This is a genomic window from Novosphingobium sp. BW1 (genome assembly GCF_008107685.1).
Taxonomy (GTDB): Bacteria; Pseudomonadota; Alphaproteobacteria; order Sphingomonadales; family Sphingomonadaceae; genus Novosphingobium.
Window position 1 is genome coordinate 19620 of record NZ_VIRF01000091.1, and the last position, 14354, is coordinate 33973.

A 14354-nucleotide genomic window follows, 5' to 3' on the forward strand; every position below is an offset into this window, starting at 1 on the left:
GTGATGGCACTGTTCAGCAGGGACAAGGATGCGGGCCAGGATCCGCTCGTCGGCAAGCCCGCAAGCTTCGGCATCCACCGCTACCTCCAGGGTTCGGCCAACCTCTTCGAGGAAAACCGGCTTCTCAAATTCGCGATTCTCGGAACGCTGGGAGTGACGGCGGTGCTGGGCATGCTGCTCTACACGTCGGGCCAGAACCAGCGCACAGTGATCGTGCCTTTCGGCTCGGGCGGTGACCTTTACGTCACCGGCAACAGCCCCTCGCCCCAATACCTGCGCACCATGACCCGCAACGTAGTCAGCCTTGCCGGGACCTATTCGGCCTACAGCGCCGACAGGCAGTTTCAGGAACTGCTGAGCCTCGCGCATCCCAGTGCTTACAACAGCCTTCGCGACAGCCTCAATGCCATTCTCGACGAGCTTGCCAGCAATCCGACGCTCTCGATCGCGACATACATCCGCACCGACCAGCCCGTGACCTGGACCAAGACCGAGATCGTCGTGCCGGTCGAGAAGGTGCGCATCATCGGCGGTGTGATCCGCAAGTTCCGCGGCAATTTCCGGATCGGTTACGCGATCGACAACGGCCGCTTCTGGCTCACCCGCCTTTCCGAGGAAAAGTTCGATGCTGAAACCCACTAGGCGCACAGTGAAGCGCACCGGCGGCACCGCGCTGCTCGCCGCCATCCTGATCGCACCTCCCGCCCCTGCGCTGGCGCAAGCGACCATGGTGCTGCCAGGCCAGACAAGCACCATTCGCCTCTCCAACCGCGACATCAATCACGTGGTCTGCGAGGACGGCGAGATCGAGGACGTGCGCTTTTCCGCTGAAAAGGCGATCGCGGTCGAAAAGGCGGGTTCGGACGCCTGGATCAAGTTCCTGGTCAAGGAGATCGATGAGCTCGGTGCAGTCACGAGGTCCTACGTTACCACCCCGTCGGAATTCTTCGTCTCGTGCAATGGCGCGATCTACACCCTTTATGCCGAGCCGTCCGATATCCCGGCGCAAACCGTGACGCTGGCGCCGGGGCGCATCCAGCGCGCGACGGCCAATGCCGATCTCCTGGGCCCCCTGGTCGAGGAAGAACGCGCGGTATCGATTACTCTTGCCATGCTGCAGGACCGGCTGCCCGCGAGCTTTGCCGAAGTGGCACCCGCCTCGGGCACGCTGACGTTGACTGGCCTTCCAGGCATCGCGCTGACCGAGCGCCGGCATGTCGCGGTCGAAGGCGCAGGGTTGTCGGCTTCGGAATACCTGGTGAGCCCCCAGGCGAACGTAACGCTCGATGAGCGCAGCTTCCTCGACCGAAGCCTCGGCACCCAGATCTTCGCGGTCACACTCGACCGGCTTGCCCTCAAGGCGGGTGAGACCGCGCGTCTCATCGTCATCCGCAGGGGAGAGGCGCAGTGACCAACGGCATCCGTCATCCGGGCGCGATGTCCCGCTCGAACAGGAAGCTCGGCGATGTGCCTGAGCCCTCCCCATCACCACCGTCCTTGGCGCCATCGCTTGTCGATGTCCTGCGCACGCGGTGGAACACGCTGGGCTCGCAAACACGCCTGCGTGCCAAGCAGGCCGCGCTGGCGGGCGCCGTGGGGCTGCTCGGCTATGCGCTCTACTCCGCCAGCAGCGCGAGCGACGAACCGGGATCGTCCAAGCCCGCCGCATCGACCCTGAACATGGGCGCGGGTCTTCGCGGCGACAGTCTCGAGGAGAAACTGCGCGGCGATTTCAAGAAGGTGCTCGATGACCAGAAGCTGCTGGGCGACCGGCTTGCCGCGATCGAGGAAGGCAAGGCGCCGGGCCAGACCAAAACGCCAGGGCTTGAAGGTGCAGCCGGCGATACCGGCGATCTACCCCCGGCACTGGACGGCGAGGCTCCGGCCTTTCCGCCGCCGCCAGAAGGGATCCCCGACAATATCACCGCCACACCGCCCCTGCCTCCGTCAATTCCCGCGGCAGCCCCGCCCGCCCCGCCGGTCGAAAAGGTAGTGGGCGCGATCGGTTCGGCAACGAGCCCGGTGCTCGCCAAGGGCGCCGAAGGAACCGCCGCGGACTCTAAAAAAAAGAATCGGACGATCTATTTGCCGCCTGGTTTCATGAAGGCGCGGCTCCTGACGGGCGTTGATGCCCTGGCGAGCCGCGATGCGACCTCGAACCCCGAGCCGATCATCGCCCGGGTTCAGGCGCCGGCCGTGCTGCCCAACGACGTCAAGGCCAACCTTTCCGGGTGCTTCGTCATCGGCAATGCGACCGGCAGCCTCGCCAAGGAGCGCGTCGAGGTCCAGCTGGTGAGCCTCTCGTGCGTCGACTTCGATGAACATTCCGTGGTCGATCAACCGGTCAAGGGCTTCTTCGTCGATGCCGATGGCAAGAAGGGCCTGTCGGGCCGGGTCGTGACGCGCGCCGGGGCAGCGCTCGCGCGAAGCTTCATTGCCGGGACCATCAGCGGGATCAGCCAGAGCGTCGAGAATACGTTCGGCGAGACCTCGACGTCCGCGCTCGGCACGGTGCGCTCGCTCGATGCTGGCGACGCGGCGAAAACCGGAATCGCGGGCGGGCTTTCCAAGTCCTCGGACAAGCTCACCGACTTCTACCTCGACCTTGCCCGCCAGGCCGGCCCGATCGTCGAGGTGGGCGCTGCCAAGGACGTGGTCGTCGTTATCCAGGAGGGCGTTGCCCTCGAAATCAAACCCGGCGCGGGGGCGCAGTTCTGATGCCGCCGCTTCCCTCATCATGCCCGCCTCCATCATCCGGAGAAGCACCCATGCCCCTGCTCCCCGATCGTTCCACGCCGCGCCGCTCGCAGCTGATTGCGCCCGTGCTGATAGCCCTCGCAAGTTCGATTTCCGGCTGCGCTACGCTCGGAGCGGTCATGTCGCCCTACCCGGAGAAGTTCTCCTGCAAGAACCCCGATCACGGCCAGTGCATCCATCCCGAGCAGGCCTACGAGGACGCCGTCGCGGGTCGCGCGGCACGTTCGGATCCCGCCGTCACCAACGACAGAAAGCTGCTGCGCGCCAGCGGCAAGTCCCTAGGCAAGCCTGGCAGCAGTGCGCGCGATACGGCGGACGCCTTCGCGGGGTACCGTGACAGTGTCTACCGAGAACTGCAGGGCCTGATCGATGCGCCGGTGACGCCGATGCTCAAATCCGGCGAAACGGTGCGCACGCTGATCCTGCCTTATGCCGACCGCCAGCGGCCCGACCGGCTGTTCATGCCGCGCTATGTCTATTCGATCCTCGATCGCCCAACCTGGGTGGTGGGCGGCTATCTGGTGAGGCCGGTATCCCCTGCCGCGCAGCTGCCAGTGCTGGGGCAAATCCGTGAAACGCCCGTCGATGGCACCGCGCCCGGTGGCAGCGAAGTTGCCGCTCCGGCCTCGGAGACGGGCCGATGAGCGCGCGCGCCAACAGGGACAGGGACAGGATTGGCGACCTCAGCTTTGCGGCGCTGCGCCGGCAGGTCTCGCGCGATTCCTACTCCGATCACCTGCCACTCGTTGCCTGGGCCGAGGAGGAAGGCGCGTTCCTCACCATCGACGATGGCTGGGGCTATGCCTGGGAACTGACGCCCTCGGCCTACATGTTCGCCCATGTGCATTCCGCGCTGCTGGGCCTTCTCAACATCCACTTCGAGCCCGGCACCGTCCTCCAGATCATCAGCTTCGCCGATCCGCTCATCGACGACGCGCTCGATGCCTTCCTTGACCTGAAAACCCGCGACGACCCGCTGATCCAGGCATCGGCGCGGCGCACCTACGATTACCTGCGCGAAGGACGCCATGGGCTCGGCGCGCTTCACGGCATTCCGGTCAGGAATTTCCGCACGTTCCTGGCGATCAAGACGCGTAAGCCATTGGGTCGTGATCCCAGGCGCCAAATCGAGGAGCAACTCTCGCGCCTCGGGATCGCGCCGATGCCGCCCGAAACCCTGATGGCCTTCTACCGCCGGGTCTTCAACGGAGTGTTCACGCCCGCGCCCGGCAATTTCGTCAATGGCACCAGCGATGGCAGCATCCCGCGGCCCTTGCGTAAGCAGATCATCGATGCGGGTCCCGACCTGCTCTTTGAAGGCCCTGAAGTCTTCCTCGGCGGCCAAGTCGCGCGGTGCCTGACGCCCAAGGCGCCCGCGCGCCGCATCACGGCGGAACGCGCGAGCAGGCTGACCGGCGGCATCCGCGGATCGGCCGAGGACAGCGATCAGATCGGTGGGCCGTTTCTCTACACCCTGAACGTGCTCTTCGATCACAGCGCATTCGAGATCCACAAGCGCGCGCAGATCCTCTCGGCCCAGAAGGCCGCCGGCTCCTTCGCGGTCGAAGTCGGCAAGCAGATCGAGGAAATCAGCTGGGTGCTCGACGAAGCCGGGAGCAGCCGCTTTGTACGCGTCATTCCCTCGGTCTGGGTCTTCGGCGAGAGCCGTGGCCAGGCCCGGGAGATGGCCGCGCGCGCAAGGCGGCTGTGGGAAGCCGAGCCCCTGCCCTTCATGATGCAGGAGGAAAGCTACCTCAATCCGATCCTGCTCCCCATGAGCCTGCCTTTCGGGCTCTATCCTGACGGCAAGACGCTGCGCATGCTCGAGCGGGACTTTCGCATGCCGGTAAAGGCCGCCGTGCTCATGAGCCCGATCCAGACCGACTTTCGCGGGGGCGGGCGCCCGGCCCTGCTCTACACCGGGCGCAAGGGCCAGCTCATCACGCTCGATCTCTTCGATCCACGCATCAACAACTACAACTTCATCGTCTCGGCCGAGAGCGGCGCGGGCAAGAGTTTCCTCCTCAACAACCTGTGCCAGCAGTACTACGCGAGCGGCGCCCTCATCCGGATCATCGATATCGGCGGCTCCTACCGCAAGCTGTGCACCCTGTGCTCGGGCCGCTACATCGATCTTGGCGAAGAGCGCCTCGTCCTCAATCCCTTCGACCTGGGGCTCGCGATCGACGGCGAGGACAAGCAGTCCGCGATCGCCATGGCCGTTGCCATCGTTGCCGAAATGGCCAATGCCGCCACCCGCACAGGCGTTTCCACCTCGGAATGGAATCTCCTGAAATCCGCCGTTCAGTGGACGATCGATAGCGGCCGCGCCGAGCGGGGCATCGACGCCGTGCGCGAGTGGCTGGGAAGCTATCCGGCCCAGACCCGAACCGATCTCGACAAGGTTGAGCATCTTCTCCCCGTCGCGCGCGAACTCGCCTTCAACCTGAGGGATTTCGGGTCGGACGGCGCCTATGGTCACTACTTCAACGGACCCTCGACGTTCGACATCTCGAGCGACGAGTTCGTGGTGCTCGAACTCGAACGCCTCAAGAACATGCCCGACCTCTTCAACGTCGTTGTCATGGTGGTGGTGAACGCGGTCACCCAGGAACTCTATCTCTCTGGCCGTGACCGTCCGCGCTTCGTGCTGTGCGACGAGGCCGCGCAGTTCATGACCCGCAGCGACGGCCAGGACCTCTCGCGCCTCGCCGAGGCCTTCGGGCAAGGTTACCGCCGCGCTCGCAAGTACCAGGGCAGCTTCGGCATCGTCATGCAGTCGATGAACGACCTCCTGCTTTTCGGCGGCACCGGACAGGTCATTCTCGAAAACGCCGCGACCCGCTTCCTGCTCCAGGGTTCGACTTACGAGAAGGCGGTCGAAAACAAGATCCTCGACTATTCGCCCTTCGTGCTCGACCTCCTGAAATCGGTCCGCAACAACAAGCCCAACTACTCCGAAGTCTTCATCGACTCGCCGCTGGGCCTCGGCATAGCCCGGCTCGTCGTCGATCCCTTCAGCTACTGGATCAACACCTCGGCGCCGACCGAAGTCGCCGCATTCGAGGCGCTCATTCGCCGCGGCCGGTCACCGCTCGAGGCGGTTTGCGAACTTGCCGGAGTCGATCCTGCCGAAATCCTTGGCACCCGCCCGCCGCTCCTCCTCACCGCCGGTGACGAGGAGGCCGCATGATGCGCTCGCGCCGCGCCCATCCCGATCAGATGAGCCTCGACTGGAGCAAGGATGCCGAGATCGAGCGGATCATCGAGGCCCGCGTTGCCATCCGCGCCGAGACCGAAGCCATTCGCTGGCGCTTTCGGCTGATCTTCGTCGAAAGTCTGATGATGGCGGCCCTGGTGCTCGCGGCGGGCCTCACCCTCGGCCAGCCCACGGCGCTGTTGATGCGCGGCGCATTCCTTGTCGGGATCGCCTGCTTTGCCAGCGGCATGCTCCTGATCGTGCTGTCAGGCGTTACCTGCAATATCCTCGATCACGTGCGCCGCCGGAGGCGCCGGTCATGATGCATCCGCCCCGACATGATCGCGCCCGCGCGGTGGCCATTTTCCAGGCCGTAACCGTCGCCACGCTGGTGCTCGCCTCCGCACTGCTCGGCGCCGCCACCAAGGCCGCGACATCGACGATCGGGCGGACCTGGCCCATCGCCGAACCCGATGCCCTGACAGAGATTGAGGCACGCACTGCCAGCCTCCCTGCCGACATGCGAGCACAATTCAGCCCGCGTTCCAAATGGTCGGCGATGAAGGCCGCAGCGCTGGCGCCCGCCACCATCAGCCGGACGCGAAATGTGGTTCCCTTCTACACGCTCGATACCGAGATCCGCCTGCCAGGCGGCGAGGTCCTTTACCCCAAGGGCTACACGTTCAACCCGCTCGACTATGTGACGCTTCCCCAGCGCCTTGTCGTCGTCCGGCCGCGTGACCTCGATTGGGCGCTCAGGACGGCGGGATTGACGGATTTCATCCTGCTGGCGGCCGGCGATGCGCATGACAAGGATGCGATTACGCTCTCGGAGCGATGGGGCCGGCCGATCTTCATTCTCGAAGAGCGCGTGAAGCAGCGCCTCAGCCTCACCGTCGCGCCCGTTGTGGTACGCCAGCAAGGCAGGAAGCTTGAACTTACCGAAGTCCGGCTCGATCGGCAGGGTTCCCGGCCAGTCGCGGCAACGAAACCCGCCAGTGAGCGGAGGCCCTTGCCATGAAATGCAAGCGCGCCCGAACCGCACTGGCCACTATTCTTCTGCTGGCTGCTGGCCTCGCCGCATCATCTCCGGCCCAGGCCTCATCCTGCCCGACAGACACCGTGTTCAATCCGATCACCAAGGTACGCTGGAACTGCATTTTCCCGATCACGATTGGCGGCGTGCGCGTGGGCAGCACCGACAAGCTCTCGCGCGAGCTCGACGCGCAGTCCTCCTCGAAGCCGCTCTGCGCCTGCCGCAAGGGGGCAACCTTCTGGTTCGGCGTGAAAGTCAGCTTCTGGTCGCCGAACCGCATGATCGATGTCGTGACCGAGCCGGGCTGCATGATGGCCCTGGGCGCCGATCTCATGCCCACCCATGGACGCCTCCAGGGAAGCCAGAGCTCCATCTCGGATGGGACGAACACGCGCAAGATGTTCGCGCAGATGCACTACTACATCTCGCCGGTCTGGAAGATGCTCGACATGTTCACCGATCTGCCCTGCCTCGAGGACGACGGCTTCGACGTGGCAATGATCACCGAGGTTCTGCCGACCTGGCAATCGGGGACACTTGGCGCGATCATCCAGCCTGAGGGCATCCTTTTCGGCAATCCCGCCGCGGGACTTGCCTGCATGGCCGACTGCGCCGCGGCTGCCGCAGGCAAGGTCATCGATCCCCTGTTCTGGTGCATGGGTTCCTGGGGCGCGACCTACCCGGTCGCGGGCGACATCCATTTCGATGACAGTGTCGAGGCCTGGGCGGGCCTAGCGGCGCGCGGCACCTTCATGATGGGACGGCTTGGGGCGCTTACCATTTCCTCGGCCGACGGCTGCTCGTTCATCCCCCAGCCCATCTGGACCAAGAGCCGCTACAAGTACCAGCTCATGGAGCCGGTCAAGGGCGGTAGTTGCGTCAATGTCGGGCGGCCGGGCGCGCTGTGGTCATCGGCCAAGCATGCCCCGGGGCAGGACAACGCCCAGTTCATGCTCTTCGAGAAAGTCATCTGCTGCGCCGGAGTGAGCACGCCATGAACGCTCGCCCGGCACGCACCAACCCGCATCCTCATTCCGCGCGCGGCCCGGTCCCGCAATGGTCTGCCCGCCACAGCCACGAAGGCTGCCGGGACGCACGCGGAACAGGAGCGGCCTTGTCTGCCCCCCGGCAGGGCCGCTCCACCCCCGGCCGGCACGGCCGCCAGCGGATAGCCCGGACGTTCCTCCTCTCAACCGTCCCGGGCTGCGCCGCGGCCGTGCCGGCCAACCTTGCTTTTCGCCATTCGGGGAGCCGTTGGTTCGCCTCCAGCGGGCAAGGCCAGTGAGTGCCTGGCCCCGCCTTGCCTCCAGCGCGATCCTGCTGCTCCCCGCTCCTCTCCAGGCCCAGAGCCTAGAGGAGCGCGCCAGAACCGCGGCGGCCGCCTCGCGCGCGAAGACCGGCACCAGCGACGTGCTCCTGGAAACATATGTGACGCCCGCCATGAGCGGAGAGGCCGTAACGACGATCGATGGAAGCAAGAGCTTCACGCCCACGATTGCCTGCCAGAAAAGCGCGAAGCTGCTCGAAGTCCTGATCCAGCCTTCGGCGAGCGGCGACATTGGCCTCGTCCAGGTTTCGCGCGACAAGGACATGGACGGCACCTTCGATACGAGCGCGAACTTGCCCGTTCCGGTCTCGGGCATCTGCGCCAATGGCGTGCTTTCCTGCGATCCCGGCACCTGGAAAAATTGCCGCGCGTTCCGCTGGGAGGTGGATACGGCGAAGGACCTGAAACTCACCGAGGTCCAGATGCCCGAACTTTCCGGATGCTACTGCGTCAACAACAGCTGCGGCAGCAATCTCGTCTTCGGCAATCTGGCGACCGTGCTCAAGGACCTGGGCGGCGGCATGGTGGGGGCGCTCACCACAGCGTTCCCGGCGATTGGCATTGCCGAAGCGCGCATCAACGGTCCCGTAATCGACTATGTCGGCGCGCTCACCACCAGTTGTACCGGCAGCGATACGGCCGCCGAGACTGCCTACCGCAAGAATCCCACCGCGATTGGCGGCGATGCCTTTGCAGTCAGTTCCGCGAACTCGGTGTTCCAGGTCCTGCAGGGATCGGCGGCCGGTTCCGGTAAGGCCGAAGTGACACGCTCCTGCTCGATCAGCCGGGACATCACCATCCGGTCCTGGACGTTCGATGATGTTTTCAGCGTTTCCGGTGCGGTCCAGTCGGTGACCAGCTGCGGCACGAACTGCCGCCGCTACCGGATCGGCGGCGACGGTGCCTGCGGAGCCAATCCCCCCTTCTATACCGCCACGTTCGACGTCCATGAGCCCGACAGGCTGATCTCGGCGCGGATTGTTGAAATGGGAGCCGAAGACTGGGTCCAGGGCCGCGTCAATGGCATGATCGTGGGCTCGGCGGGCAAGCGACCCTGGCTTACCGAAGGCCTGCCTTCGGGCGACTGCCGGATCAGCGGCAGTGCCTGGTACAATCGCACTCGTATCGACATAACGCCGCAACTGAAGGCGGGCTCAACGAGCGTTGCCGCCCGCGTTCGCGCAGGCGGCGGCGGACGTTGGGGCTACCTGGATGTCGAAGTCGAGGCACAGACAGGATGCGAAGTCAGCGAGAGGCTGATCGATCTGTGCGCAGCTAACGCCGCAGACAGCAAGTGCCGCCTCTATAGCGAGAGCGTCGATGGGGTGGACACTGTCGTGAACGGTGTAGGCACCGGCCTTCGGCCCCTGCCCCAGACCCGCCTTTTTGGGACCGGCGCCTGCACGTTTCAGTTCGCCCGCGACTTCTTTTCGCGCGAGCGGCAATACCGATGCATCGTGGATAGCGCAGCGCTTCCCGAGCCGGATCTCAGCCGCGGCGCCTACGTGATCGATCATTCGACCGAAACCCTGCTGGCTGATCGCCAGACGGCGGCCGACGGTACCGTCACGGCCTCGACACGGCCCTTCAGCCTGCCGGCCCGGGTCTCGGTGCCCGCCTGCGAAGCGATCTGCAAAACGCGCGCTCCCAGGGTCAATACCGACGCTGCGCCTGACGGCGTCGTCGGTGCCAAACAGAACGATCCTGCCGGCTACGACACCTTCTACCACGTCTGCGGCAGCGCCAATGCCTGCCCCGCAGGCCCCGGTGAAGAGATTGTAAGCGCCTGCGGCTGCCTCGATGATTTTCCCGAGGCAGTGGTCATGATGCAGACCGTGCGGCTCGCAGGCGCGGACATGGTCTGCACGAGCGCTGCGCGATGAGAGCGTCCGGTCTCCTTCTTGCGCTCATGGCCAGCACAAGCTTCGCCTTTGCGGTCCCCGCCCAAGCCGAAGCGCTTTGCGCCGCCGATCTCGACGGCAACGGCGATGCCGCCGCGCCCGGCGAAACCGCCAGCTGCCTTGCAACCACCACTGGGAATTGGATTTGCCCGATCGAGGAGGCGCAATGCGTGGCAGACGCCGCCGGTGCCTACACCTGCCCGCTTGGAGACCAGTTCGCGTGCGAAACCCCCGCCTCGGGCAGCACTCCCGCCTGTTCGCCCCACGCCTGCCTCGATATCAATGCAACGCCGATCGCCGAGGAGCCAGCCATGAACGATCCGGGCGTTCCGGCCGATGGGGCGCTCGATGCCGAGGGAAACTGCACCGCGCAGATCGAGATCTTTTCCGGGCGCGCCATGCGTTGCCGTCCTCCGGGGCTTTCCGACAGCTTCCAGAATTGCTGCAAGGACAAGGGCAAGATCGTCAAGGACGGCATGGGCTCGTCCGTCGCCTCGATCGGCACCAAGATCGCGGTCGCCAAAGGCGTCTTCACCGGCATGAAAGCCGCCTATACCGCCTTCCAGGCTGGCGCCACGGCAAGTGAGGCGGCGACTGCTGGCGCAAACGCGCTCATCGTCGGGATCGATCCGACCTCAATGGCGATCAGCCTCGCGGTGAATTTCATGATCGAAGTCCTGCTCGCGGGCTGCGACCAGGAAGACATGGAAACGGGCATGCTGCGCGGCTCGGACATGTGCCACGACGTCGGCACCTACTGTTCCTCCAGGATCCTGGGCATCTGCGTCCAGAAGGCCAAAGGCCACTGCTGCTTCAACACCCGGCTCGGGCGCATCATCCAGGAACAGGGCCGCCTCCAGCTCATCGCCCTCAACCAGGTTGGCTGGGGTACGCCCAGGCATCCCTACTGCCGCGGCTTCACGCCAGAAGAGTTCCAGGCCCTCGATTTCTCGAAGATGGACCTCTCCGAATACTATTCGGACATCGAGGCCCGCACCCAGAGCCAAATTCAAATCGATATGGAGGCAAGGATCGATGCCTACTTCCAGCCCTGAGCCCATTTCGGATTTGACTGATACCGGGCTGCGAACGGGCGCGTTCTGCGCTTCCGGTGCTCACGTACTGGAAGTACGCTGCGCGCCGGTTCTCGAACACACCCATTCTCGCTCCGGTCTGAGCCAAATCCGAAATGGGCGCACCCTTGCGTTGTTGGTCTTGTCGCTTTTTGCACCGGCCATTCCTGCTCTATCCGCGGAAGCTTCATCAAATGCAGCTCCGCAAAACGAAAGCCCGATCGCGGAGCAGGGCAACTCAGCCATGGACCGGCTTAAGGAAGCCGTGAGCCGGCAGAAGACGGACACCGTTTCGGGACCCACCGCGTTCCCTGACCTGCCTGACGAAGAGCGGCGCCGGGCCTTTGATGGACTGCGGGCGCGTGCCTCGTCGCCGGTACTGGAAGCGCGGGCGCGTGTGGGGCTCGATCGAGCGCGCGAGGGCGTAGCCGCCGAGCGCGAGGCCATGGCTAGGCGCATGGCGCAGGCGCTGGGGCTCGATGCGCCCGATGCCGTGGCCGTCGCAGATGCCGTGCAAGCACCCGCGGTTGACGCCTGGGTGCCGGTGCTCTTCGTCTCGTCATCGATGCCGGTTGCGGTGCTGCGTACCTACGCGGGCCAGCTTGAGAAAGCGGGCGGGGTCATGGCGTTTCGCGGGATGCCGGGCGGGCTGACGCGCGTCGGGCCGATGGCAAAGCTCTCGGCGCAAATCCTGCGCATCGATCCGGGCTGCGAAGGCCCGGCCTGCGCCATGCGGAGCGCCCAGATCATCGTCGATCCACTGGTGTTTCGCCAGCACGGTGTCACGCGCGTGCCCGCATTGGCGATGATCCCGGGCGATCCGGCTCAGCCCTATTGCGAACGCGGCGACGACGCGCCGACCAGCCCGCATCTGGTCTACGGCGATGCCGCCCTTTCCGGACTGCTTGGCGAATACGCCCGCCTTGACGGCAAGACGGAGGTGCGCGATGCTGAAGCTCGCCTGGAAAACCGCTAGGGGCGCCTGGCCCGGCATAAGGGACCTGCCGCTGCGCGCGGCCGTGGCGCTGGGAAGCTCAGGTCTGGGTGAGCCGGTGCGCCCGGCCCGGCTCTGGAAAGCCTACGCCATCGTACTGCCTGTTGGGCTCCTCGCCTGTTGGGCGATCCCTCAAGTCACATGGGTCATGAGCCCCTCAATCCCCGCCATCGCGGTGCGCGCCGATCCCGGCCCCATCCGCAAGGGAGACTTCGTGATGTTCACGCTCTCGCACCCGCTCGCCGGTCCCGAGCCTGTCAATGTGACCAAGGAAGCGCTGTGCCTGCCCGGCGAGAAGATCACCATGGTCGAACGCCCCTCGATGCAGCCCTCCCTGCGAGCAGGCAAAACCGATGGCGGGTACTACTGCAATGGCGAGCTCCTGGGCATTTCCAAACCGGTCGGTCGCAATGGCCAGGCGCTCACGCACTGGCGTCCGGCAGAGCCCCTGATTCCCGAAGGCATGATCTACGTCGGTTCGCCCCATCCCGATGGTTTCGACAGCCGCTATTACGGACCTGTTTCTATCAGCCGCCTCACCCGCATGAAGAAAGTGCTGTGAACGCGCGCGCTCGGCCATTCCTGCCTCCGCTGGCAACAGCCTTGGCACTGAGCCTGCCGCCTCCCGTGCTCGCGCAGCAAGGGTTCGGGACCCGCGAGGTCAAGCAGGGCTACTGGTGGTATGCGCCGCCTCCCGAGCCCGCAACGGACAGGACAGACGACGCGGATCCGCTGGCCAGGCCCGTCATTCCGCCCATGGCCGAACTTGCGAGCTGGACGCCGCCCCGCATCCGCAAGCTGATCGAGGACCAGCGCGACTATGCCGCGACCGTGCTCACCGTCGATGCCGTCGCCGACTTCTGGCGCCTCGAAGACTTCGCCCGGCGCAAGGCCCGCGCCTTTGCCGGGCTCACCCAGATCGCCATGCTGCAAAACCCTGCACTGAATTCCAAATCAGCCAATCCGATGGTGGGCGATGCAAGGGCCGAACTGACCGCTCACAAGGACCAGGTCCGGCAGCGCTATTTGCGCGCGCACGCCAATGAATTCGCGCTCGTCATGTTCTCGCGTACTACATGCGGCTACTGCCGTGTGCAGTGGCCCATCGTTCAGCGTTTCCAGGATCAAATGGGCTGGCAGGTCACCCTGATGGACCTCGACCGGCGTCCGGACCTCGGCGCACGCTTCGGGGTCGACGTCACCCCCACCACCATGATCATTCGCAGGAACAGTTCGCAAAGGATGGTCATTGCCGCCGGGATCGAGGCCTACCCAAACCTCGCCCAGATGGCCTACCAGGCGGTGAAGCTCCTCACTGGCGACATCCGCCCCGAGCAGTTCATGACGGGCGCAGGCGAGGAAGGCGGTTTCTTCGACGCCCTTTCCGCTGGCCCGATTGCCGCAAGCGATCCGCGTGCGCTGTCCCGGGACCTGGGAATGAGCGATGTGCCTGCCGCTGGGGGGCCTGGTGAATGAAACGAGCAGCACGCCTCCTGCTCCCGGTCATGGCTGCCACCTGCCTGGCCGCGCCTGGCCCTTCCAGCCGGGCCAGGCCTGCGACGCGCGAGGATGCAAGGGCGGCGGCAATCCATCCGGTTGCCGAACCCTCGCAAATGCAAGCCTGGCTTGCACGTGTGCCCGTCACCCGAGACTTTCCTCCCGACTTTGCCGGATCGCTGCACGCTTATGCGCCGGCCTTCGTGATCGAGATAAGCACCGCGCCGGGATGCCTGCCGTGCGCCGATCTCTGGAGCAAACTGGGCACGCTGCACCGACACTATGGCTGGCAAGTTCGCACGCTATCGCGCGAGGACGCGCTGCTGCGCTCGGGCCGGCTTGGCCTGCCCTGGGTCGGCCATCCCGTCGCCTGGGTTCGGCCTATCGATGATCCAAACCGCACTGTTCCCATCGCGATCGGCACCGATCATGCGCCGAACCTTGCCCGCAACGCCTGGCTTGCGGCGCGCATGCTGACCGGCGTTCGTGCTGAAGTGGGCGTACACGCGCTTTCCAAATTCACCGGGATCGTGGGCGCAAGCCCGACATCCCAATTCCACCGCTGAGGGA

14 protein-coding genes are annotated in these 14354 nt (G+C 65.3%); all 14 read left to right on the forward strand.

All coding sequences use genetic code 11. The features are described from left to right. The first annotated feature begins 3 nt into the window (after nucleotides 1-3). The 14 genes from FMM79_RS19060 to FMM79_RS19125 all read left to right on the forward strand — a co-directional run bounded on the left by FMM79_RS19060 (nucleotide 4) and on the right by FMM79_RS19125 (nucleotide 14350). Complete coding sequence (locus FMM79_RS19060) at nucleotides 4-642, forward strand: TraE/TraK family type IV conjugative transfer system protein (RefSeq protein WP_148629053.1); 639 nt, start codon at nucleotides 4-6, stop codon at nucleotides 640-642. After that, nucleotides 626-1411 carry a type-F conjugative transfer system secretin TraK gene (locus tag FMM79_RS19065; protein ID WP_148629055.1) on the forward strand — a complete coding sequence of 262 codons (786 nt, stop codon included), beginning with the start codon at nucleotides 626-628 and terminating at the stop codon, nucleotides 1409-1411. Before FMM79_RS19060 ends, FMM79_RS19065 begins: the two co-directional genes overlap by 17 nt. Continuing rightward, nucleotides 1408-2718 (forward strand): TraB/VirB10 family protein, encoded by a 1311-nt coding sequence (locus FMM79_RS19070; RefSeq protein WP_240339312.1) that lies wholly within the window; start codon nucleotides 1408-1410, stop codon nucleotides 2716-2718. The genes FMM79_RS19065 and FMM79_RS19070 overlap by 4 nt, the downstream gene beginning before the upstream one ends. 50 nt (nucleotides 2719-2768) lie before the next feature. Next, on the forward strand, nucleotides 2769-3401 hold the full coding sequence (locus FMM79_RS19075) for a TraV family lipoprotein (RefSeq protein WP_148629057.1): 633 nt from the start codon (nucleotides 2769-2771) through the stop codon (nucleotides 3399-3401). Beyond that, entirely contained in the window at nucleotides 3398-5950 is a 2553-nt protein-coding gene (locus FMM79_RS19080) for a TraC family protein (RefSeq protein WP_148629058.1), read from the forward strand. The genes FMM79_RS19075 and FMM79_RS19080 overlap by 4 nt, the downstream gene beginning before the upstream one ends. Next, nucleotides 5947-6279, forward strand: coding sequence for a hypothetical protein (locus FMM79_RS19085; protein WP_371710960.1), 333 nt, complete (start codon nucleotides 5947-5949; stop codon nucleotides 6277-6279). Before FMM79_RS19080 ends, FMM79_RS19085 begins: the two co-directional genes overlap by 4 nt. Beyond that, entirely contained in the window at nucleotides 6279-6977 is a 699-nt protein-coding gene (locus tag FMM79_RS19090) for a conjugal transfer protein TraW (RefSeq protein WP_371710964.1), read from the forward strand. The genes FMM79_RS19085 and FMM79_RS19090 overlap by 1 nt, the downstream gene beginning before the upstream one ends. Next, complete coding sequence (locus FMM79_RS19095; RefSeq protein ID WP_148629061.1) at nucleotides 6974-7990, forward strand: TraU family protein; 1017 nt, start codon at nucleotides 6974-6976, stop codon at nucleotides 7988-7990. Before FMM79_RS19090 ends, FMM79_RS19095 begins: the two co-directional genes overlap by 4 nt. A 283-nt stretch (nucleotides 7991-8273) precedes the next feature. Next, nucleotides 8274-10202 (forward strand): hypothetical protein, encoded by a 1929-nt coding sequence (locus FMM79_RS19100; RefSeq protein WP_148629063.1) that lies wholly within the window; start codon nucleotides 8274-8276, stop codon nucleotides 10200-10202. Beyond that, nucleotides 10199-11275 carry a conjugal transfer protein TraN gene (gene traN / locus FMM79_RS19105; RefSeq protein WP_162853566.1) on the forward strand — a complete coding sequence of 359 codons (1077 nt, stop codon included), beginning with the start codon at nucleotides 10199-10201 and terminating at the stop codon, nucleotides 11273-11275. Before FMM79_RS19100 ends, traN begins: the two co-directional genes overlap by 4 nt. A 283-nt stretch (nucleotides 11276-11558) precedes the next feature. After that, nucleotides 11559-12269, forward strand: coding sequence for a type-F conjugative transfer system pilin assembly protein TrbC (locus FMM79_RS19110; protein WP_371710961.1), 711 nt, complete (start codon nucleotides 11559-11561; stop codon nucleotides 12267-12269). After that, nucleotides 12241-12849, forward strand: coding sequence for a S26 family signal peptidase (locus FMM79_RS19115; RefSeq protein WP_148629068.1), 609 nt, complete (start codon nucleotides 12241-12243; stop codon nucleotides 12847-12849). The genes FMM79_RS19110 and FMM79_RS19115 overlap by 29 nt, the downstream gene beginning before the upstream one ends. Further along, entirely contained in the window at nucleotides 12846-13763 is a 918-nt protein-coding gene (locus tag FMM79_RS19120; protein ID WP_371710962.1) for a conjugal transfer protein TraF, read from the forward strand. The genes FMM79_RS19115 and FMM79_RS19120 overlap by 4 nt, the downstream gene beginning before the upstream one ends. Beyond that, on the forward strand, nucleotides 13760-14350 hold the full coding sequence (locus FMM79_RS19125) for a hypothetical protein (RefSeq protein WP_148629070.1): 591 nt from the start codon (nucleotides 13760-13762) through the stop codon (nucleotides 14348-14350). The genes FMM79_RS19120 and FMM79_RS19125 overlap by 4 nt, the downstream gene beginning before the upstream one ends. Nucleotides 14351-14354 lie beyond the last annotated feature (4 nt).